A 23,760-nucleotide genomic window follows, 5' to 3' on the forward strand; every position below is an offset into this window, starting at 1 on the left:
ATGAGGCAAGGTAATTTGATGACCTCAATTTATAAAAAAACTTTTAGAAAGGTGGGTTTTGAGCAAAAAAAGACCTTTGGCTTGCTCAGAAGTATATTGTTTTTCGTTTAGAGGTAAGTGGAATAAACGATTTTACAATGTTTTAGAAGAAAAATATAACCTGATAATAGATTTATACGATTTTGATAAATACAAATCAAAGGGAAATTCCAACTATTATCATTCAAAGAATAGATTTTCTTTAGAAAAAGCAGAAGAGTTCAAATCTGATGGTTATATATAAAAAAAACAGTCTTACATTACCCGTGCCAATACTGGCAACCTATCCTAGTGGACATTATGATTAATATAAAACTGTAGACAAAGGTACAACTTTTATTGTCAGTTGTGATTCTCTTGCAATTTTTTTGCATAAATAAAACACTGATATAAAAAGCTCCGTTCTACCTACATCAATGTTTCAAGACAAGCTTAAACGTTCGGTTAGCTACAGAGTTCAATGCAAAATTAAAGATTTAAATATGCAATCAAAGTATTTTAAAAAGAATTTAAAATCCCAATCAGATTTCTCGATGGGGAATTCTTATATCGTTTCGATAACTTTAATAAGCACACTTCTTATTAAAGTTATTTGCCTTTTTCTTTAATAAGAGTTATATTTGTTAAAGTTATATTTAACAATGAAAGACTTTAAAGCAGGTAAATATCAAAACCAAGGCTATTATAAGAGCTTTGAACCTAACCTAATCAATAGAGTCTGGCATATTGATGATTTAGAGGTTGTTAATTTGTTAAGCAAAGCAGATAGGGCTATAGGTAAATTGGATATGTTTGCTCAATATGTACCTAATCTGGAGCTATTCATTCAGATGCACGTACTAAAGGAAGCCACAAAGTCAAGTAAGATAGAAGGAACTCAAACGAATATCGAGGATGCACTACTTACGAAAGAACAAATACCCCTCGACAAAAGAGATGATTGGGAGGAAGTTCAAAACTATGTATCTGCTCTTAAATACGCCACGCAAAGATTAAGAGATTTACCCATATCCGCAAGGCTCATTAAGGAAATCCATAAAGAACTTATGAGAGGGGTAAGAGGCGAACACAAACAACCTGGAGAGTTTAGGGTTAGTCAAAACTGGATAGGCGGGGCAAGTATTAATGACGCTATTTTTGTACCACCAGTACACCTATCAATAGCAGAGTTGATTGGAGACATTGAGAAATTTATTCACAATGAGGGTTTGTTAATACCCGACCTAATAAAAATTGCAATTATACATTATCAATTTGAAACTATCCACCCTTTTTTGGATGGGAATGGGAGAATTGGGAGATTGCTTATACCCTTGTATTTGATTGAAAAAGGCTTAATAAAAGAGCCCGTGCTATATCTGTCAGATTTCCTAGAAAGAAATAGAGGCCTGTATTATGATAATTTGATGAGAGCAAGACAAAAAAATGACATCTCACAATGGCTCAAATTTATGCTCACAGGTATTATTCAAACAGCCGAAAATGGTGCAAAAACCTTTGATAAAATACTAAAACTGAAAAAAGAAACAGAAGACAAAATAAGTGGTTTGGGTAGAAAATCTGCGAATGCCTTAAAATTGGTAAATAATCTATATCAGAATCCATTCACAAACTATCAAAAAGTAATGGAAATTACTGGACTTTCACATGTAAGTGCATATAGTTTAATAGCCCAATTTGAAGCATTACATATACTAGAAGAAACAACAGGTGACCTAAGAGGAAAGGAATATGTATTTGATGACTATTTAAAAATATTTATATCTGAATAAAAGCTAAAAAAAGTACTTAAAAAAGCCTTCCAAAAAAATCCCCCTCAGACAACTCCGAGGGGGATTTTCTATTTCGTTTCGAGATTATATCAATCTACATATTCTCTCTTACCTGTCACCCAAAATCGCATCTAACAATTCCACCGTCTGGCACTCATTATCAAACTCTGGAAAAGCACTTTTCCAGAGTTTAGGGTTCATAGAAAGTTCTTCGTATGACCATTTGGGCTCAAACGCAAGCAATAAATCCAAAGACCAGCTCGTAGCTTTATTTTTAGAAATAAACTCAAAATCCAGTTTTTCCTCAAAATATCGGAGCATTTCTACATCCCATTCAATATACTCACGCCCACTTACGCCAAGGCTGGCGGTTCTGACAAATTCACCGGGGCTGTTTTCGAAATCTACTATCCAAGGTATGCGGTCTTCGTATTTCTTTAATAGGTCAAAATCCCATTTCACAGCATCGTTCCATATCAAATATTCCCAGTTCCATTTGCTTTCATACTTTTCTATAAGAGCCGCCGACCAGGGTAATAGATCATTCGAACTAAGCCTATCCCAATCTATATCAACAAAGGTTTCTATCTCGGCCGGGTCTATAATATGATGCTCTTTTTTATTGGCAAACGACAGAAAATCGCAATCTTCCATCATTTCGGCTATCTGTTGGCCAAAACTCTTTGCATTGTATTCTTTCCTCCATCTCTCGTCTTTCAAGTTTATATGTGGCCGCAGCTTTGAAGAAAAATATCGCCGCATTTTTTTATCTTGCGTGACTACCTCATTCTCTGCTAACTCCTCCCATCGCCAAAGGTCTTGGTATCTCTCTATAAATGGTATCGACCATGGCAAAGCCTCATTGGTATGTAGTTTATTTCTATAGTATTTTTTATCAAAAAACACTTCCTGCTTAAACTCATCTATAATTGCCTCCAACCAAAGTATGTTGGTATTGTCCACCACTCCTTCCCAGTCTAATATTGACCGATATTTTCTTAAATCCTCCTGGCTAAAAGGATGATAAATAGACGCCTTTTTGATAATCAGCTCTGGATGAGCCAATATAAAGCTCTTTTTTTGCTCAAAAGTGTATGGTGATTTCAATTCAAAAGGTTAAATAAAAATTAATATTATGTTTTGAACCAGAAATATTTGCGAAAACTTTTTTTATTGAAATGTCATATTATTTACTCTAAATATAAACTAACTGAACTATTAAAATTGCTTTCTTTAACTATTATATGAATCTTCCTTTTTGGGGAACTTATTAAGAAACCCATGTCCTAAAAATTCCAGGGTTTTCGGACCAAACAACGGTTTTCCATCCTTCGTTGTCTATATCTCCATTTTGTAAATGTGTTTTTCTTAAATAGGAAGATTGGTAATTCCCGTTCTCCAAAATTTCATCATTGAATAGCTTCATTACATAATAATCCTGAAGGAAAATGAATATTTCGCAATTTTCAACATATAAATTGCGAATAAAATTATTCTTAAAAATGTGTTTTATTTTTGTTGAGAAATTCATTAATACTCCTTGATGGCTCACATAATTATTCTCAAATTCATTGTAAACCATAAGGAAATCAATAGGATTGATACCAGTCTTATATGTTAGGGGAAAAGTATTTCCTTTTGAATTGAAACAAAAGCTGAATGAATATATTAATTCAACATTAAAATTATCTCTTTGAGAATTAACTAAATACACTTTTGACCCGACTTCATTTGATATAATCAAATCACGATGATAATAAATTTGAAAAGAAAAGACCGATAACTTAAAAAAAACATCACCATTTTTCGAAATAAGAACTATTCTTTTAAACGACCTATTGAATTCAAATTCATTCGTTGAATCAACAAAAGCCAAAGTATAATTTTTATTTGGTTCAAAATTTTTAATCCACTGGAGTTTATAAGGTGAATTAATTAATTTTATCTCTCCATCCTTGAAAAGAAAACCATACTTACAATTCTTTCTGTCCTCGAAAACGCTAATTCCATTAAAAAAATTTCCAAAGTTGCCACTCTCTACATTTAAACTATTTTTTTTGCGAATTTCCTTGAATTCAATTCTTAATTCAAGGTTTGAATCTAAAAATCCTTCTGAACATTTCAATAATCCATCTGAAAACTTTGGATTATCTTCATTAAATGTTATTTGTTTATTTTTGATTTTAAGGTCAAGAATTTCTCCTTTTTCATTTAATAATTTTTGATCCATGAATCCAATTATCCAATCTCCACCACTTTTTCGCATATATGTATCTGTATAAACTAATGCAAATCCATCGGAAAATTCACTTGCTTTATAAAAATGTTTTTTACTGATTAAGTTTCCATTTTGGTCACAATAATTAAATGTTTCATAATCATGATTACTATTGTTAACATCTACATGACTTAATGAAATTCTAGCCCATTTAGATTTGAAAGAAATTGGATAATCACTTGTATCTACCTTTGTCAACATTTTCAAGTTAGAATCAAGAACTGTTATTTCGAAAGTTTGTTTATAATCTCTACGCCCTTTTCTCTTACACAGAATTATTTTATTTGGATAATCAACTATATAATCATAAATACAATCAATCACTACATTCTCTTTTTTGTCTATAATACCCAAAAGATTGTCTTTTGAAAAAGTATAAAATCCAAATCCTATTGATTTGACTTTATCAAATTTAAAGGTCAATTGATAATCAAAAAAATCTAAATTTCTAATTTGAAATTTAAAAAACTCTGAAATTTGTTCTAGTTTATTTTCTTTAGAACTTTTTTGAACTAATTCCGGATATTTAAAATTAAAAAGCCCTTCTATCTCATTATTATTTCTTCCAAAATATTCTAGTAACTGTTCAAAATCATTTCTATCCAAAAAATAATCATCCTTTGAAAAATGTATTTTTAATTCATCCAATATCTTGATTAAGGATTGGTATTGCACATTAAAATAATATGCAACATTTATTACTTTTATTAGTTTTTTATAACCCATATAATAAGTTTACTGAAAATTTAAATACACTGATTTTTATGTTTTCAAAAAATACTTCCTCTTTAGGAAGTTCATAATCAATCCATTACCGATATAAATTGAACCTGAGTCAGGGGATATTTTAACTTTAATTAATTTTGAATAATTCGAATAGGTTATATGCTAATAACTTGACCTTAAAAAATTCTTTCTTATTTCTTCCACAATTTTTGCTAGTTGCTCACATTGAGTATACATTTCAGCATTATTGAAGCCTGTTCTTGGAAAATGTTTAATTTCAAGCTCTTTTCTTATTTTCTCTTTATATTCTATTGGAATAATAATTTTATTAAAACGATGTAAAATGTGAGAACCTTTGTTGATTGGCGTGGCTAATCGCATATAATTTTGAAGTAAAAAAAGCCCTTTTTGTATCCAACGATTTTTCTCTCCACTATATTCAATAATGTCCCATTTATAATTAATATTAACTAAATAGCTCCGATCTGTTGAGTATGGGTCAATTAGATTGCAATTGGAAGAACAAATAGGCTCTATACCATTTTCTAAACTGTATATGTAAACCGCTGCGTCTTTCTCAATCTCAGTCCTTCCCAAAGCAAATCTTAGAGCAAATGTTTCATCAAATGTAAAATCAATTAAAGATGTCGGGATTCCAATATGCTGAGCCTGAGAGAGAGTGTGCCAACTGCTCTCATAATGACTTGTCACCACATTATTAAAACTCTTTAATACTAAGTTATTTTCAACCACTTTTTTGTCAAACATTCGAAGTAATTCTTTCTGTACCTCAATAGGATTTGTTTCAATCCTATTGTCAATAATAAATCGAGACAAAGAGGATTGCACATCCCAGGTACTGTCTGTTTGGCCTCTGTAATATTTTGAGGCAAAAGATATTGTTTTAATATTTTTGCACTTAGTCATGAATTCGTCTAAACTTTTAACAATCATCATCACTTTTTATAAGTATGTCAGAAAATCTATCATTAGAAACATGGAACCCAAGGTAACCTTTCGGTGTCAAACATAATGGAATTTTAATCTTAGAAATTTGATTGCATTTACCAAAATTTTGATTTTCATAGCCATGACTGTCCCTAACCAATAAATATTGATTGGAAATAATTTCTCCAATATAGTTTCCATTCAAGGCAACATAAATTCCAAACTCAGGCACATATCTTGCAAAATGAATTCCACGTAAATTGAACAAGTTGGATTCAGATTCAAATCCAATTATATTACCTATTGAGTTAAAAAATGGGTTCATTTGTGTCTAGTTTTTTATATACTATAATCAATTATTGTATTATATTGAGCATGTGTTCATTTTAACTCATTTGTATGTCATAACATTCAAAATACTCTTATACAAAGTTCAATCAAAATACCTAAGCCTCCAAAAAATTTATTTTGGTGTAAAGGTTTGGGCGGATTGCCAGAAATTATTTTTACAAAATAGTCCCCAAAATCTTTCTAATTTTGGATCGGTTAATAGTTCATTAAAAAATATACCCCTTTAGTGATATTACAAATAGGCTAAATTGGAAATTCTTGTTGCATTCTAATTTATTCTTTTTGAATATTTGAAGAAAAAAAAATGTTAGTAGAGAATTATAGCAATTTGGATGAAAAAGAAACCAAGTTTACCTCCCACAAAATTGATAACAAGGAAGATTTAGATCACTTTATTAAAAAATTCAGAAGTGAATCAGCTAATAAATGCTTTTTCAGAGGTTCCAACGAAGCCAAATATAAACTCTTCACGAGTGGTCAAAGAGCATGGCTGACTTACGAAATAAGTAGCATAAAGCCTGCTTTGAGTTATCTTGATTTCATTAAAGCACAAGTTAAATATGCACTTAAAGTTAAAAATAGAGTCCTCGAAAAACTCTATGATTCTATTGGTATAAAATCCTACTCAATATCTATCTTAAGCTTCTTACAACATTACGGAGGCAATACTCCACTTTTGGACTTCACCACAGATTTAAAAATTGCGTTATATTTTGCAACTGAAAATATCTCAATAAAATCAAATCATGATATAGATAACTATTTCTCAATATACATAATTGAGGAAGATGAATTAGATAATTTTGAAAAAATACTAGAAGAGGATTTGAGTCAACCCAAATTTAAAAACATCACTACCAAAAACAAACTCATTGAAAACATTATTGAAAGGAGCAAACCCTTCTTTGTAAAATGGGGTCTTCATTCTCTCTCTGCTAACAGAAGGGGAATGCCTTTCATCGTTGAAATTAAAAGGCAAAACCTAAATATTATCAATCAAAAAGGGCTATTTGTTTTTAATCCAGATGATTCAAAACCACTAGAGGAGACGCTTATACCTAAAAAAATAAGATGTTACAATATACACAAAAGTTTATCGGAGTTTGTCAAATCAAAAATCAATTTAACAAAAGATTTTGTTTATCCACAAGAAGAAGAAATAGCAAAAATGGCCATATCAAGTTTTTTAACAAAGAGTATTTGAAGTATTCATCTTAATTTATTTAGGTTAAAACCCTTTTCGTCTGTTTTGCGACCAAATACGTATTCAAAATTTTAAAATCTCCCTTTTCTTTAAAATACAAGGATTTAAAAGAGTAAGTAACGCCTATAGAATCTTCCATAATACCTTGGAAAAAACTAATTAAAAAACAAATGCATTCCTTTAAAAAAACTTCAAACGATTCAATGGTAAAGTCTGTTTCAAATGACCCGAAGTCTAAATGAGAAAATACCTTATCTCTTCCTAATTTAATCGAATTTAGCTCGTTAGAATATTTTTCAATAAAATTTTGATACTTTTTTGAATATTCCTCAAATATACTTTTATCTCTATATTTCCCACTTTCAAAATTATTCAAAATTTTCTTTATACCTTTTTTATCTTGAGAATTAAAGAAACTATGAATAGAAGTAACTAAAGATTTTTGAAACACCTTAAGGCAAATTTCAATTTCAGAATTATCTTCCTCAATAGAGTTTTTAACTATATTTAATTCATTAAAGTACAACATCTCGTCATAAATCTCATGTAAAACGCCAAAAGTATCATTTAATACCTTTCCTAGCTTATCATTTGTTTTCAAACTCATAATCGTTTTTTCTACAAATGAACCACAATATCTATGTGTGGCCAAAAAATTTATTTTTTACAAAGGTTTTGAGTAGCATACTAGATTGTTAATTTTTCAGGTCCGACCTAGCGGTCTGACCATTGTGGCGGGAAATCGGTTTTTTGAATACTTATATTGAAATTATCGAATTCCGGGTTTAGTCATAACTTTTGACTATCTTAGAAACCAAAAAAAATCCCCCTCAGATTGCTCCGAGGGGGATTTTCTATATCGTTTCGAAAAAATATCAATCTACATATTCTCTCTTACGTGGCTCAGCCATACGGCGGGCGTTGGCTGCTTCTATCTCTTCTACAGTGTTTACCTGTATGTTTTGATAGGTTCTACGACCTGTACCTGCTGGTATTAAGTGACCTACGATTACGTTTTCTTTCAAGCCCGCCAATTCGTCACGCTTACCTTTTACAGCAGCTTCTGACAATACCTTGGTGGTCTCTTGGAACGACGCCGCAGATATAAACGACTCAGTACCCAACGACGCCGTGGTGATACCCTGCAATATCACTTGTGATACAGCTGGTTGAGCATCTCTTACTGTTATTTGTTTTTTGTCTTCGCGTTTTAATCTACCGTTTTCGTCTCTAAACTCACGGTTGGTGATGATCTGACCAGGTTTGAAGTTTTCTGATGCACCAGCATCCATTACAACTTTCTTGTCTATGATTCTATCATTTTCCTCTCTGAAAGTCCATTTGTCAACAGCTTGCATTTCAAGGAACATCGTGTCACCAGCATCAAGAACGTCCACTTTCTGCATCATCTGACGTACAATCACCTCAATGTGCTTATCAGAGATTTTCACACCTTGCTGACGATATACGGCCTGAGTTTCATCTACCAAATACTCCTGAACGGCGGTTGGCCCTTTGATTCTCAAAATGTCTGATGGCGTAATGGCTCCGTCTGAAAGCGGCTCTCCAGCACGGATAAAGTCACCTTCTTGTACCAATATCATTTTTGACAACGACACCATGTACTTGATTTTCGTGCCGTCTTTTGCCTCAACGTAAATCTCTCTGTTACCACGTTTGATAGTACCATAAGATACCACACCGTCGATTTCAGAAACCACAGCTGGGTTTGAAGGGTTACGTGCTTCGAAAAGCTCAGTTACCCTTGGCAAACCACCCGTGATGTCACGGTTCATGTTGATAGCTCTTGGTATTTTGGCCAAAATCTGACCCGCTTTTATTTGCTGTCCATCTTCTACCATCAAACGAGCGTTAACTGGAAGGTTATATTCCTTGTCTTCGTCTGCCGTTTTAATAATAATCGATGGGTTTTTAGCTCTGTCTTTAGAGTCTGTGATTACTTTATCGCGGAAACCAGTTTGCTCATCGGCTTCTTCGCGGAAAGTAATGCCTTCTACTATAGAGTCGTATTCTGCAGTACCGTCAAACTCTGACAGTATAACTGCGTTGAACTGATCCCAGTGACAGATTGCATCTCCTTTGGCTACTTTCTGACCATCTTTTACTTGCAGTGTTGAACCGTAAGGGACAATGTTTGAAATCAAGATTTGCTTAGAAGCTTCGTCTATGATCCTTACCTCACCTCTACGACCGATAACGATTGTAGCAGGATTACCCTCTTTGTCAATTGATTCTACTGTTCTGATATCATCAAAATCAAGTTTACCGTTGAATTTGGCTTTGATGTTGGCTTCCACAGACACGTTCATGGCAGTACCACCGGTGTGGAATGTACGAAGTGTAAGCTGAGTACCTGGCTCACCAATAGATTGTGATGCAATAACACCTACAGCTTCCCCCACATCGGCCATACGACCAGACGCCAAGTTTCTACCATAACATTTACCACAAACACCCGTTTTGGTTTCGCAAGTAAGGGCCGAACGAATTTCGATAGTTTCTATCGCTGTTTCGTCAATTCTTTCTGCTATTTCTTCAGTGATTTCTTCTCCTGCTGCCAAGATTAACTCTTTGGTGATAGGATCAATGATATCGTGAACTGAAGCTCTACCTAGAATCCTTTCAGATAATGGCTCGATGATGTCGTCGTTTTCTTTCAAAGCCGACACGTTGATACCTCTTAGTGTACCGCAGTCCACTTCGTTGATAACTACGTCTTGAGCTACGTCATGCAAACGACGAGTCAAGTAACCAGCATCGGCAGTTTTTAGGGCTGTATCGGCCAAACCTTTACGAGCACCGTGTGTTGAGATAAAGTACTCAAGAACGTCCAAACCTTCTTTAAAGTTAGAAAGGATTGGGTTTTCGATGATTTCACCTACAGAACCCGCTATGTTTTTCTGTGGTTTTGCCATCAAACCTCTCATACCACCCAACTGACGAATTTGCTCCTGCGAACCACGGGCTCCAGAGTGCATCATCATATATACAGGGTTAAATCCTTGACGGTCATCTTCTAGTTGACGCAACAAAGTCTCTCTCAATCTTGTATTTACACGTGTCCAGATATCGATGATTTGGTTATAACGCTCACGCTCAGTAATAATACCAAACATGTAGTTGTTTTGAACCTCTTCAACCTCTACCCTAGCATTCTCAATCAAAGCCTGTTTTTCTTCTGGAATCATGATGTCTCCCAAACCGATAGACAAACCACCTTTGAAAGCCGACTGGAATCCTAATTCTTTGATTTCATCCAAGAATTGAGCCGTACGAGCAAAACTTACTTCTTTGAATACTCTACCGATAATTCCTTGAAGTTTTTTCTTCGTTAAAAGCTCATTGATATAACCCACTTTCTCAGGAACACACTGGTTGAACAATACTCTACCAGCTACAGTTTCGATAATTTTCTCAACTATCTGACCTGTTGTTTCGTCTTTGATTTTGGTTTTTACATTGATAATCGCATGTTTCGAAAGTTGTCCTTCGTTCATCGCTATTATTACTTCTTCTGACGAATAGAAAGTTTTTCCTTCACCAAGAATTATTTCTTCTGGCGTTGATCTCTTGCCTTTTGTAACATAATACAGACCCAAAACCATGTCCTGTGAAGGTACCGTGATAGGTGCTCCGTTGGCCGGGTTAAGGATGTTGTGCGATGAAAGCATCAATACCGAAGCTTCCATTACTGCCTCTTGACCTAGTGGTACGTGTACCGCCATCTGGTCACCGTCAAAGTCAGCGTTGAAGGCTGTACATACTAATGGGTGGAGCTGGATAGCTTTACCTTCCACCAATTTTGGTTGGAAAGCTTGAATACCCAAACGGTGAAGCGTAGGAGCACGGTTTAGCATAACTGGGTGCCCTTTCAATACGTTTTCAAGGATATCCCAAATCACTGCGTCTTTACGATCTACTATTTTCTTAGCAGATTTTACCGTCTTAACTATACCTCTTTCTATCAATTTTCTGATAACAAACGGCTTAAATAACTCAGCAGCCATGTCTTTTGGAAGACCACATTCGTGCAATTTAAGCTCAGGTCCTACCACAATAACCGACCGGCCGGAGTAGTCAACCCTTTTACCCAATAAGTTTTGACGGAAACGACCTTGCTTACCTTTCAACATATCTGAAAGTGATTTCAAGGCACGGTTACCGTCTGATCTTACGGCGTTTACTTTACGTGAGTTGTCAAAAAGTGAATCTACGGCTTCTTGCAACATACGTTTTTCGTTACGTAGGATTACTTCAGGAGCTTTGATTTCCAACAGTCTTTTTAGACGGTTGTTTCTGATAATTACTCTTCTATAAAGATCATTTAAGTCAGATGTAGCAAAACGACCACCATCTAGAGGCACCAAAGGACGCAATTCTGGTGGAATAACTGGCACCATACGGATCACCATCCACTCAGGTCTGTTGTCTATTCTGGTACGAGAATCTCTGAATGACTCAACAACTTTAAGTCTTTTCAAAGCCTCTGCCTTACGTTGCTGAGATGTGTCAGTAGCTGCTTGGTGACGCAATTCGTACGAAAGTTCGTCCAATTTGATTCTTGAAAGCAACATATACAATGACTCAGCACCCATCTTGGCGATGAATTTGTTTGGATCTTCGTCAGGAAGCATTTGGTTTTCTCTTGGCAACTTGTCCAAAATATCCAAATATTCTTCTTCTGTCAAGAAGTCCATTTTAGTTATACCATCTTCTTCTTTGATACCGGCTTGTACTACTACGTATCTCTCGTAATAGATAACTTGATCCAGTTTTTTAGAAGAAAGACCTAAGATATATCCTATTTTGTTGGGTAAGCTTCTGAAATACCAAATGTGAGCAACTGGAACGACCAATTCAATGTGGCCCATTCTTTCTCTACGCACTTTCTTCTCAGTAACTTCTACCCCGCAACGGTCGCAGATAATACCTTTATAACGAATTCTTTTATATTTGCCACAGTGACATTCCCAGTCTTTTACTGGTCCGAAAATACGCTCACAAAACAAACCGCCCATCTCTGGCTTGTAAGTTCTGTAATTGATAGTCTCGGGTTGCGTAACCTCACCATAAGACCCTTCCAAAATAGATTCTGGAGAGGCCAAACTGATGGTTATGCTATTAAAATCGCTGTTTAGCTTTTTATTTTTCTTTAATGACATTTTCTAATGCTTTTAATGAAAATGATATATTTTAATTAAACAAGAGTGATTTCTAATGCAAGACCTCTTAGCTCATGCACCAATACGTTGAACGACTCAGGAATACTTGCTTTCGGAAGGTTTTCACCTTTTACGATAGCTTCGTAAGCCTTAGCTCTACCCAACACGTCATCTGACTTAAGCGTTAAGATTTCACGAAGTACATGAGAAGCACCGAATGCCTCAAGAGCCCAAACCTCCATCTCTCCAAAACGCTGACCACCAAACTGAGCTTTACCACCCAATGGTTGTTGTGTAATCAACGAGTATGGTCCGATAGAACGAGCGTGCATTTTATCATCTACCAAGTGACCCAGTTTAAGCATGTACATGATACCCACCGTTACTTTTTGGTCAAAAGGCTCACCTGTAAGACCATTGTAAAGCTGTGTACGTCCGTATTCACCCAAACCTGCCTCTTTCACTTCTTCGTTAACTTCTTCAGCAGAAGCACCGTCAAAGATTGGAGTAGCATATTTACGGCCTAGTTTTCTACCAGCCCATCCCAATACTACTTCATATAGCTGACCGATGTTCATCCTTGAAGGTACACCCAGAGGGTTAAGAACGATGTCCATTGTATTTCCGTCTTCCAAGAAAGGCATGTCTTCGTCACGAACAATTCTCGCAACCACACCTTTGTTACCGTGACGGCCCGCCATCTTGTCACCCACTTTCAACTTACGTTTCTTAGCGATGTACACTTTGGCCAATTTCACGATACCTGCTGGAAGCTCATCGCCTACTTCAAGTACAAATTTCTCTCTTTTGTAGATACCAATTAGCTCGCTTCTTTTGGTCAAATAATTTTTAACCAATGAAACCAACAAAGCATTCGTCTCGTCGTTGCTTACCCATCCTTCCAAAATAATATCACCTAATAGATTGGCTTCTTCTGGAACGTTGTATGAGCTTTCGTCAACAAATGGGTTTTTGTCAGGGAATAAATTGTTTGAGATGTTAGATTTATTAAACTTAACACCTTTAGAAATTAACTCCTCTCCAAATTTATGTTTAACACCATTACAAGTTTCGTTGTCTAAAAGAGCAACCATTTTGTCTATCATGATGCCTTTCAGCTCCATCAATGACTTGCTGTGGCTCTTAGCCAATACTTTCAACTCTTCTTTGTGTTTTACTCTTTCCTCTTTAGTAGGACGAGAGAACAATTTGGTGTCGATAATTACTCCTCTTAAAGAAGGAGAGGCTTTCTTAGAAGCGTCTTTCACATCACCGGCTTTGTCACCAAAGATGGCTCTTAGAAGTTTTTCTTCTGGTGTTGGATCTGACTCTCCTTTTGGAGTGATTTTTCCAATCAAGATATCACCTTCTTTGATGTGTGTACCTGTTCTAACGATACCGTTTTCGTCAAGATTCTTAACTGCTTCCTCAGATACGTTAGGTATCTCAGCCGTAAGTTCTTCTTCTCCACGTTTTGTATCTCTTACTTCAAGGTCAAACTCTTCGATGTGAATCGAAGTAAAGATATCGTCACGAACAACTTTTTCAGAAATTACGATAGCATCCTCAAAGTTGTATCCTTGCCAAGGCATGAAGGCAACCTGTAGGTTACGTCCAAGTGCAAGTTCGCCACCTTGTGTTGCATATCCCTCTACCAATATCTGACCTACTTTAACTTTTTGTCCTTTCAATACAATCGGACGTAAGTTGATACAAGTGTCTTGGTTGGTTCTTCTGAATTTAATAAGGTTGTAAGTCTTCATATTCGTATCGAAGTTTACAAGCCTTTGGTTGTCAGACCATTCGTAGTTAACTACGATTTTCTGAGCATCCACATATTCTATAACACCTTCACCGTCAGCAACAATCAAAGTACGAGAATCACGAGCCAATTTACCCTCAAGGCCAGTGCCCACGATAGGAGCTTCTGGACGCAACAAAGGCACGGCTTGACGTTGCATGTTCGAACCCATCAAGGCACGGTTGGCATCATCATGCTCAAGGAAAGGAATCATCGAAGCAGCTATAGATACGATCTGGTTTGGAGCAATATCCATGTATTCAATTTCTTCAGGACGCTTCAATGGGAAGTCACCTTCAAATCTACATTTCAATAAGTCCACACTGAAGTTTCCGTCGTTTTTGGTATCGGCAGTTGCCATCGCAATGTGCTTACCATCTTCTTCTTCAGCTGTTAAGTATTCTATGGTTCCAGTCATTTTACCACCGTCTATTTTCATATACGGAGTTTCGATGAAGCCCATTGAATTGATTTTCGCATAAGTACAAAGCGAAGAAATCAAACCGATGTTTGGACCCTCTGGGGTTTCGATAGTACAAAGACGACCGTAGTGCGTGTAGTGAACGTCACGAACCTCAAAACCTGCTCTTTCACGAGAAAGACCTCCCGGCCCTAAAGCCGAAAGACGACGCTTGTGGGTAATCTCTGCCAATGGATTGGTTTGATCCATAAACTGAGAAAGCTGGTTTGTACCAAAGAATGAGTTGATAACCGATGACAAAGTACGAGCGTTAATTAAATCAACTGGCTTGAAGTCTTCGTTATCACGAACGTTCATTCTTTCTTTGATGGTACGGGCCATCCGAGCAAGACCTACGCCAAACTGGCCAGAAAGTTGCTCACCTACAGTACGTACACGTCTGTTTGAAAGGTGGTCAATATCATCGACAACTGCCTTTGAATTGATAAGACCAATCAAATATTTAACGATAGAGATGATATCTTCTTTGGTCAAAACCGAAGTTTCCAAAGGAGTATCAAGGCTCAATTTAGTATTTACTCTGTATCTACCAACTTCACCTAAGTCATAACGTTTGTCAGAAAAGAACAAACCTTGGATAATCTCACGAGCGGTAGCTTCGTCAGGTGCCTCAGTGTTTCTCAACTGACGGTAGATTTGCTCAACAGCCTCTTTTTCAGAGTTTGAGCTATCTTTTTGTAATGTATTGTAAATGATGTTAAACTCCGATACGTTAGCATCTTCTTTGTGAATAATCACCGATTTTGCTTGCGTGTCAAGAATAAGCTCAACGTCAGTTTCAGAAATAACTGAATCTCTTTCAAGAATCACTTCGTTTCTGTCGATAGAAACCACCTCACCGGTGTCTTCATCTACGAAGTCTTCCGTCCAAGTTTTCAAAACCCTAGCAGCTAGTCTACGACCAACTACTGCTTTAAGGTTTTCTTTGGTAGAAGTAATCTCTTCTGACAATCCGAATAAATCTAAGATGTCTTTGTCAGTACCGTAGCCAATCGAACGAAGTAGCGTAGTTACTGGGAATTTCTTTTTACGGTCGATGTAAGCATACATGACGTTGTTTACGTCAGTAGAGAATTCGATCCATGAACCCTTCATAGGTATTACCCTAGCAGAATAAAGTTTGGTACCGTTGGTGTGCTTACTCATAGAGAAAAACACGCCTGGCGAACGGTGCAATTGCGATACAATTACCCTTTCGGCACCATTGATGACGAATGAACCACGGCCTGTCATGTAAGGGATATTTCCCAAGAACACTTCTTGCTCTATAGTTTCAAACTCTTCATTATCAGAGTCATTACAAAGCAATCTTAGTTTTGCTTTCAATGGCACTGAGTAGGTTAAACCTCTGTCGATACACTCATCTACAGAGTATTTTGGTTGGTCGATTGTGTAATCAACGAACTCAAGAACATAGTTCTCACGCGAGTCTGCAATCGGGAAATTATCCATAAATGTTTGATACAAACCCTCAGCTCTACGGCTTTCGGCTGGTGTATCAATCTGGAAAAATTCAGTAAACGATTGCAATTGGATATCCAAGAAGTCAGGATACTCAAGTACGGCTTGAACGCTTGCAAAGGACTTCCTTCCGGTTTCTGTCAATTTCAAGGTTTTAAATTGTTTTAATGAAAAATATTTTAAAAAACTTGATGATACTCAAACGCTGGGTTTGACCTATCATGAAAAAATCGCAGTGAAGAAAAACGATTTTACCCCTTTGCATCTGCCCTACGAAAAACAGAAGTGTATCGGGTAAAAAGTCTTGCTGGAGTGTGAGCTCCAAATGTTTTTAAATGTTGTGTTTTTTTGTAGCTTTTAGCTATGACATTCGTTCTAAATTTTCATAAAAAATCATCTAAAACTATGTCCCTTTTTTAAACGACAAAAAGACTCGGCCAGAACTATAACGCTCTGACCTGAGTCTGATTGTAAATGCTTTACGAGAAATTATTTAATTTCTACTTCAGCACCAGCTTCTTCTAACTGAGCTTTAAGAGCTGTAGCTTCGTCTTTAGCGATACCTTCTTTCAAAGCTTTAGGAGCTGAATCAACTAATTCCTTAGCTTCTTTCAAACCTAAACCTGTAAGGTCTTTAACCAACTTCACAACTTGAAGTTTGTTAGCACCACCTGATTTAAGGATCACGTCAAAAGCTGTTTGCTCAGCAGCAGCTTCAACTTCACCACCAGCAGCTGGACCAGCTACCATTACAGCACCAGCAGCAGCTGGCTCAATACCATATTCGTCTTTGAGGATAGCTGCAAGCTCATTAACCTCTTTTACTGTCAAATTAACTAATTGTTCAGCGAATGCTTTCAAATCTGCCATTTCTATAGAATTTTTATTTTATAAACAATATTTAAAAAAATGAATGCTGCACCTTGCGGCATCCGGTTAAAAAAATTAGGCTGCTTCTTTCTCTGAAAGAGTTTTAAGAATTCCAGCCAGTTTGTTGCCACCACTCTGCAATGCACCAATGACATTTTTAGCAGGTGATTGTAGCAATCCGATTACTTCGCCAATCATTTCAGCTTTAGATTTCAAGTTCGTTAGAGCGTCTAATTGGTCATGACCAACATACAATCCACCGTCTATTGAAGCTCCTTTAAGCTTGATTGAGTCTTTGTTTTCTTTCAAGAAATCCTTGATCAATTTGGCAGCAGCTTTACCCGATTCAGGGTGAAACATAATACCTGAGAATCCTTTAAGAACCGACTCGTTGAAAGCCGTGTAATCTGTGTCGAGCGTCTCAAGTGCCTTCTCGATAAGTGTGTTTTTCACTACTACATACTCAATACCTCTGTCGAAACAAAGACGTCTAAGTTTGTTGGTTTTAGCAACAGACATACCGCTTGCGTCAGTGATATAGAAATAAGGAATGTTGGCAAACTTTTCGGTAAGACTCTCGATAATGAGTGCTTTTTCTTCTCTTCTCATGATTACAGTCCTATTATAGTTGATTTGTCAATCTGAATACCTGGACTCATTGTGCTAGACAAAGCTATGCCTTTCACATAAGTACCTTTTGCTGAAGAAGGCTTAAGCTTAACCAATGTTTGGATAATCTCGTTAGCGTTATCAGCAATCTTGCTTGCATCGAAAGATACCTTTGCAATACCTGCGTGGATGATACCAGTTTTGTCAACTTTAAAGTCGATTTTACCAGCTTTCACTTCTGTTACCGCTTTACCTACTTCTAGCGTTACTGTGCCTGATTTAGGGTTTGGCATTAAGCCTCTTGGACCTAATATTTTACCTAAACGACCAAGTTTCGCCATTACAGTTGGCATGGTGATAATCACGTCGATATCTGTCCAGCCTTTTTCGATTTTTGAAATGTACTCGTCTAGACCTACGTAGTCAGCACCTGCTGCTTTAGCCTCTTCTTCCTTATCAGGAGAACAAAGAACCAATACGCGAACAGTTTTACCAGTACCGTGAGGAAGTGCTACAACTCCACGAACCATTTGGTCTGCTTTACGAGGGTCAACACCTAATCTAACGTCAATATCAATTGATGAGTCAAACTTAGTGTAAGAGATTTGTTTCAAAATTTCAGCCGCTTCTACCAAGCTGTACGATTTTGTCGCATCAAACTTCGATAGAGCTTCTTTTCTTTTTTTGCTTATTCTAGCCATAATTTTGGTAATTAACGTCACGCTCGAGGCAGTGACTCCCATTTTGTTTAATTAATTAAAAAGGACTTGCACCATTGATGGTGATTCCCATGTTTGCTGCAGTACCTGCTATCATTTTCATAGCTGATTCTATTGTGAAGCAGTTAAGGTCTGGCATTTTAGTTTCGGCAATTGCCTTCACTTGATCCCATGATACCGACCCAACTTTGTTACGGTTTGGTTGGTCTGAACCTTTCTTCACTTTAGAAGCCTCTATAAGCAATACAGCTGTAGGAGGGGTTTTGATAACGAACTCAAATGATTTGTCTGTATAGTATGTAATCAATACAGGAACCACTTGGCCCATTTTATCTTGTGTTCTAGCATTGAACTGCTTACAGAACTCCATGATGTTGATACCCTTCGAACCCAAAGCTGGACCAATAGGAGGTGCTGGGTTGGCTTGACCACCCTTAGCTTGTAATTTTAAGTATCCTGCGATGTCTTTCGCCATTGTCTTTTTACATTTAAAAATTTGAGAAATACGAACTAACGAACTCAATCTACCGTCATAGCTTTGTAGTCACAATCCAAAGCCTGAAAAACAGATGGTCATCCGATTCTCCAAAGTTTTTTCTCATACTCCTCAGGGGAAGCCTAACATATTGATAATATGACAAGAGACAGAGAAAAACTTCGCCAAAATGGACAAGCTGCCCAAAATGGACTGCAAAGGTAGAAAATTATTTTTTTATTGCAAAAGATTTTTGGGAAATATGTTTGGGGATTTTAAAAAGGCTATGAATACAAAAACCTTGGCTCTCAATTAACTACCTCACTCTTCATAAACAAAAACGCCCAGCCCATATACATCAGAATACCAGTAGGCATTTGGCCTAATATACCGTTGCCATAGCTGGCCATGTATATGCCTATCGTCCCAGAAAAAATAGCTATCAGTTTTTGTCTAAGGGCACTGTTGGGCATTTTCCATAAAACTATACCTGCCTTAAAAGCTATAAAAAACAGAATGGCCAAATGAAGGGTAAGGCCTATCATGCCTTCTTCTGCCCATATTTTTACAAACCAACTGTCCGTGGGAGTTTGAGCTAAAAAGGAGTTTGGACTAAATCTTAATCCCCAGCTGCCAGCTGAGCCAATGCCTCCACCAAATGGCCTTGCAGCCAAATATGCCGAAAGCTTCTTTTGGTTTTCTAATCTGACCAACAAAGAGGCGTCGTTGGGATCAAGGGCTGTCCGCATTCTATTTACTGCATAAACTCCTTGTGCAATTTTAGTAAATTTCAGAAAAACAAAAACAGCGGCTCCAGTAAAAATACCAGCTCCGAATACTTTGAAGTTTTTGCTGAGCAGAAAATAAGTCATAAAACCCAAGGCTGGCACAGCCATAGCCCCACGTGTGCCAGACACCATCATGCCGTATAATGACAAAAAGAATGCTCCTAGATAAAATATTTTTCTTCTTAACGACAGGTTATTGCCTAAAAATAAAATCATAGAAACCACCATTGCATGACCTTGAGCGGCTCCGAATTGACCTGCATCTGAGTAAAATGAGAATACACGAAGTTTACCAAACAAGATGTGCTGTTTAGCAGCACCTGCATCAAGCCATGCTTGTTCATAACTATCTACCCCAATTATCAATTGTTTCATGCCCACCAAAGTGCCAAGAATAGACATAACTAGCCAAATGTGAAGAAATTTATCTAAGTCCTTTTGTGAATCAAACAAGACAAAGACCAAAGGAATGGCTAATAACATATAAAGAGAAACTCCACGCATAGCATAAAACCAAGCTTCAAAACTTCTAGCCTCAGGATTGAAAATCTGAAAAAAACTGTAAGCCATCCAAATAATGGCTGCATAGGTTAGCCCATTTTTAACTTTTGACCAATCATATTTTTCCTTCTTAAGATAAATAGCCAAATATGTGAGAACCAAAAGGGCATCAATAGCTAAGCCAAGGGGGGCATTAATATATCGTGTCAGTCCATTTGCAGCAAAACCCATAAACACAGTACTGTACAGGCCAAATTTAGGATAAGTAAAAAGTAGATATAAAAAATATCCAACAAATGGTAAAATAAGCAGAGTAAGACCAATGAGTATGCCAAGCTTAGATAAGGCATAAGACACAGTAATGGCAAATGCTATTATGCAAAACAAAATTGGAATTTTCCTGAGGGTACTGTTATTTTGAGCTTGCTGGAATGAAAAATTTTCCATTTTGGACACTAAGTTTTTTGTTAATAAAAAACAATCCAACAAAAATGCCAAATAAGGTATTAGCGACGGTCACCATAGCCACCGCTTCTAAATTCAAATGATGAGAAAGTATGTACCAATCGCCAAAAATATTTAGTGATGCCATCAAAACTACCTTCATGGTATTAATATGAGGCAAATTGACACTATCTAAGGCAATACCGAGATATCTATCAAGCGGCATTATTAATAAGTAAATAGTAAAAACTTTAAGAATAGGAGATGCCGCAACAAAGGCTTCTCCAGCATATAAGAAGACGATTTGTTCCGAAAAATGGAAAGCTATTCCAAGAAATGGCAATAGCAAAAGTGTAAAATATTTGACTTCTTTGGTAAAATTGGACTTAAACTGAGAGAGATTTCCTTCGGCTGCAAGCTTGGACAGCCTTGGGAAGGCGGACATTGCCCAACTTCGAAGGGGTATCTCAACGACTTCTAACAACTTAAGCGGAATGTTGTAAATGGCAACCATTGTAGGCCCTAAAAAAGCATTAATCAACAACACATCGGCACTTTTAAGGATATTCGTACTTATAGTAGTAAGAACAGTAAATTTACTGAAGCCTAACAATTCTTTTATGGTTTTTATGTCTGGCTGTATGGTAATTCTATATTTTGAGTCAAAAAGACACAGAAGACCCACCGAACCTCTAACTGCGGCAAAAACCCATAAGATTTCGATAAGCTTTGAATTTTTAAATATAAAAATTATCAGCAAAAAAGGGAAACTACTTAAGAAATTCACTAGCCACATTTTGAAATATTTCTGGTTGGCATGAGCTACCCAAGTAGCCATGTTGATGGGTAGCATCAACATCAATACAATAGGGTAATATTGAAAAAAGAGCTCGAAGTGATTGGCTTTGATTCCTGCAGAAAATAAAAACTGCGAAATAAAAATGATAAATGCCAAAACAACAGACAATAAGGTGCTTATTTGCCAAGCAGCATTGGTTATCCTTTGGCTATCTTGCTCATTTTCAGCACTAGAAACAAACTTCACGAGAGCTTGATAAACAAAGCCCGAGCGAATCATTTCTACAAAGCCCATGTTGGTTACAAATATAACCCAAGAACCAAAGTCGTCTGTACTTAGCGAGCGAGCCAAAATACCAATGCTTAAAAATCCAAATCCTGCATTGAAAATGTTGCCTACCATTAGCCAAACCCTCGAGTTTTTCAATATTTTTTTCATATCAGCCAAAAACTACTATTTCCTTAGTAATTAAGAATTTGAATATTCCAAAATTGATGTTTTTATTGCTTAACCAAGCATATCTGTTTAGCCTTGAATGGCTCTTTCGATACTTCATATTTAAACCAATTTTGTCGACTATTCTACTCAACCGTCCATGATTGAGGTGATTAAGTTCATAATATTCTTCCATAATAGTTTTCTTACCGACCAATTCTCTGTCTTTATTCTTCATGATTTTCTTCAACAAAAAGTCAGGCAAAAATTGACACCAAGGTAAACGCAAAACATGGTTAAGATGCGAAGCATATGGGCCTTCCCATGGCGGATAACTTAAGAAAATACCTCCGCCCGGTGCTAATGAAGCCTTGAGTTGAACTAATATTTTGTCAAGAATATCCATAGGAATGTGCTCGGCCACATCGTTTAATATGATATAATCGTATTTTTCAGTGAGGGGCTTTTCTAATACATTTCTAAGCTCAAAATTCACATTTTTGACTTTGTGTTTGGTCCTAAGAATTTCAGCAATTTCTATATGATTGGGGTCTACATCAACACCATGAACTCTGCAATTCCATTGAGTGGCATACCAAAGGGTCATTCCTCCCATTCCACATCCAAAATCAAGAATTTTCTTGTTCGTAAAATCAAAGTTTTCTTTGATGAGTTTTTTGTCCAGCGTGAGGTGGCTATTCTCTCCTAAAAATGCATTTTCGGCATAGTTGCAGCCTTCGTTTAATAATTCTAATGTCATGATTGTAGTATTTTTGAAAGTTCTAATGCTTTGTTTTTCCAAGAATTGCTCAATGAAAATGAGATTCTCTCGTTAAATTTATAATCGTTTTCTTCTGAGACAGCCCTGCAAAGATGTTCCACAAAATGATTAGAGGATCCTTGATAAATAAGATCTCCGAAGTCTTCTAAATTGGCAAAATCGGTGGACACTACAGGCATTCCAAATGCGAGGTATTGATTGATTTTCATGGGAAAAATATTTTTTGTAAACTTATTCTTCACAAAAGGAATAATACCTACCTGCATATTTTCCAGATAAAAACCTAACTCTTCAGGCTTTTTTGCACCCACAAATTTTACGTTTTTGTAATTTTCAAGAGCCTTAAAGACATTGTTGTCCGTGATTCTACCAACAAATATGAAGTCTAAATAAGGAAACCTTTCAATAGACTGTTTTAAAATTGGCACATCCATTCTATTGTCTATCGTCCCTATGTATCCTACCACATTATTTTTCACGGGCTTCATTCTTTTGCTGTCAAACAATTCCATTTCTACACCATTCTGAATCATTTTTGTATTTATTTGATATTTACTTTTTGTATTCTTTAAGCCTTCTGAAGTTACAATAGCACCCTTGACTTTTTTGAGAAATTCTTTCTCATAATTAGCATTGTGTTTTTTACACCAATGGGCCTCCATCATTTCATCATAGCAGTAGTAGTATACTGCCTTTTCATGAAGTTTACCCAATAATTTAGTCCCGAATGCGGGTTGAAAAGCATTTAAAACAACGGGGTTTTTCATGTCCAACTTTTGCATTGCACTCAAAATCGCTTTTCGCAAAATTTTAGAATTTAAACTCAAAACTTTGTCATAAACTTTGGGGTTATCTATCCAGTTCATTGGAATTATTGTGGGTGGTGTCAGTACATTTATAACGTCTCCATTTCTTGAATACTTTTTAGTCAATACCGCACTCTTAGGAAACTTGGTATCTTTTAAAGTGCGAGTATATTCAACATATAGTATCCTATGCGAAGCACTTAGCTCTTTCATGAGTTCCACAGTAGATTTTTGATAGTTGCCCTCCCACTGGGGCAATCCCAAGCATACAATATCTGCATTCATAGAA

At 36.3% G+C, this 23,760-nt stretch carries 18 protein-coding genes; 3 read left to right on the top strand and 15 right to left on the bottom strand.

All coding sequences use genetic code 11. From position 1 onward, the window contains the following. Positions 1-58 precede the first annotated feature (58 nt). Together EGI26_RS14725 and EGI26_RS14730 are read left to right on the top strand one after the other, a co-directional pair. Positions 59-283, top strand: coding sequence for a hypothetical protein (locus EGI26_RS14725; RefSeq protein WP_255079500.1), 225 nt, complete (start codon positions 59-61; stop codon positions 281-283). A gap of 397 nt (positions 284-680) precedes the next feature. Further along, positions 681-1,811 carry a Fic family protein gene (locus EGI26_RS14730; protein WP_255079502.1) on the top strand — a complete coding sequence of 377 codons (1,131 nt, stop codon included), beginning with the start codon at positions 681-683 and terminating at the stop codon, positions 1,809-1,811. A 108-nt stretch (positions 1,812-1,919) separates the two neighbouring features. Here the strand turns inward: EGI26_RS14730 and EGI26_RS14735 are convergent, their stop codons facing one another. The 4 genes from EGI26_RS14735 to EGI26_RS14750 form a co-directional block, all read right to left on the bottom strand. Further along, positions 1,920-2,918: a hypothetical protein gene (locus EGI26_RS14735; protein WP_255079503.1), complete on the bottom strand. Its 999-nt coding sequence runs from the start codon at positions 2,916-2,918 to the stop codon at positions 1,920-1,922. A gap of 163 nt (positions 2,919-3,081) precedes the next feature. Continuing rightward, on the bottom strand, positions 3,082-4,815 hold the full coding sequence (locus EGI26_RS14740) for a WG repeat-containing protein (protein ID WP_255079504.1): 1,734 nt from the start codon (positions 4,813-4,815) through the stop codon (positions 3,082-3,084). 162 nt (positions 4,816-4,977) lie between these two features. Next, entirely contained in the window at positions 4,978-5,772 is a 795-nt protein-coding gene (locus EGI26_RS14745) for an FRG domain-containing protein (protein ID WP_255079505.1), read from the bottom strand. Next, the gene (locus EGI26_RS14750) at positions 5,759-6,088 is read right to left on the bottom strand and encodes a hypothetical protein (protein WP_255079507.1); all 330 of its coding nucleotides are present in this window, start codon (positions 6,086-6,088) and stop codon (positions 5,759-5,761) included. Before EGI26_RS14750 ends, EGI26_RS14745 begins: the two co-directional genes overlap by 14 nt. Before the next feature lie 354 nt (positions 6,089-6,442). Here EGI26_RS14750 and EGI26_RS14755 point away from each other — a divergent pair, with 354 nt between their 5' ends. Further along, positions 6,443-7,318, top strand: coding sequence for an FRG domain-containing protein (locus EGI26_RS14755; RefSeq protein WP_255079508.1), 876 nt, complete (start codon positions 6,443-6,445; stop codon positions 7,316-7,318). 19 nt (positions 7,319-7,337) lie between these two features. Here EGI26_RS14755 and EGI26_RS14760 read toward each other — a convergent pair whose 3' ends face one another. The 11 genes from EGI26_RS14760 to EGI26_RS14810 form a co-directional block, all read right to left on the bottom strand. Continuing rightward, positions 7,338-7,970, bottom strand: coding sequence for a hypothetical protein (locus EGI26_RS14760; protein ID WP_255079509.1), 633 nt, complete (start codon positions 7,968-7,970; stop codon positions 7,338-7,340). Positions 7,971-8,193: 223 nt separating this feature from the next. Further along, entirely contained in the window at positions 8,194-12,501 is a 4,308-nt protein-coding gene (rpoC, locus tag EGI26_RS14765; protein WP_255079510.1) for a DNA-directed RNA polymerase subunit beta', read from the bottom strand. A gap of 35 nt (positions 12,502-12,536) precedes the next feature. After that, positions 12,537-16,394 (bottom strand): DNA-directed RNA polymerase subunit beta, encoded by a 3,858-nt coding sequence (gene rpoB, locus EGI26_RS14770; RefSeq protein ID WP_255079512.1) that lies wholly within the window; start codon positions 16,392-16,394, stop codon positions 12,537-12,539. A gap of 339 nt (positions 16,395-16,733) precedes the next feature. Continuing rightward, positions 16,734-17,114 (bottom strand): 50S ribosomal protein L7/L12, encoded by a 381-nt coding sequence (rplL, locus tag EGI26_RS14775; RefSeq protein WP_255079513.1) that lies wholly within the window; start codon positions 17,112-17,114, stop codon positions 16,734-16,736. Positions 17,115-17,189: 75 nt separating this feature from the next. Next, on the bottom strand, positions 17,190-17,723 hold the full coding sequence (rplJ, locus tag EGI26_RS14780; RefSeq protein WP_255079515.1) for a 50S ribosomal protein L10: 534 nt from the start codon (positions 17,721-17,723) through the stop codon (positions 17,190-17,192). A gap of 2 nt (positions 17,724-17,725) precedes the next feature. Continuing rightward, entirely contained in the window at positions 17,726-18,424 is a 699-nt protein-coding gene (gene rplA / locus EGI26_RS14785) for a 50S ribosomal protein L1 (RefSeq protein ID WP_255079516.1), read from the bottom strand. A 55-nt stretch (positions 18,425-18,479) separates the two neighbouring features. Beyond that, positions 18,480-18,917 (bottom strand): 50S ribosomal protein L11, encoded by a 438-nt coding sequence (rplK, locus tag EGI26_RS14790; RefSeq protein ID WP_255079523.1) that lies wholly within the window; start codon positions 18,915-18,917, stop codon positions 18,480-18,482. Between the two features lie 308 nt (positions 18,918-19,225). Then, the gene (locus EGI26_RS14795) at positions 19,226-20,653 is read right to left on the bottom strand and encodes an O-antigen ligase (RefSeq protein WP_255079524.1); all 1,428 of its coding nucleotides are present in this window, start codon (positions 20,651-20,653) and stop codon (positions 19,226-19,228) included. After that, a complete protein-coding gene (locus EGI26_RS14800; RefSeq protein WP_255079530.1) occupies positions 20,619-21,887 on the bottom strand; it encodes an oligosaccharide flippase family protein in 1,269 nt (422 codons plus the stop codon). Before EGI26_RS14800 ends, EGI26_RS14795 begins: the two co-directional genes overlap by 35 nt. A gap of 1 nt (position 21,888) precedes the next feature. Next, complete coding sequence (locus tag EGI26_RS14805) at positions 21,889-22,644, bottom strand: bifunctional 2-polyprenyl-6-hydroxyphenol methylase/3-demethylubiquinol 3-O-methyltransferase UbiG (protein ID WP_255079533.1); 756 nt, start codon at positions 22,642-22,644, stop codon at positions 21,889-21,891. Continuing rightward, positions 22,641-23,756, bottom strand: a complete 1,116-nt coding sequence (locus EGI26_RS14810; RefSeq protein ID WP_255079534.1) for a glycosyltransferase — start codon at positions 23,754-23,756, stop codon at positions 22,641-22,643. The genes EGI26_RS14805 and EGI26_RS14810 overlap by 4 nt, the downstream gene beginning before the upstream one ends. Between the last annotated feature and the right edge of the window lie 4 nt (positions 23,757-23,760).

Source organism: Lacihabitans sp. CCS-44 (assembly GCF_024343735.1).
In the GTDB taxonomy this organism is placed as follows: domain Bacteria; phylum Bacteroidota; class Bacteroidia; order Cytophagales; family Spirosomataceae; genus Leadbetterella.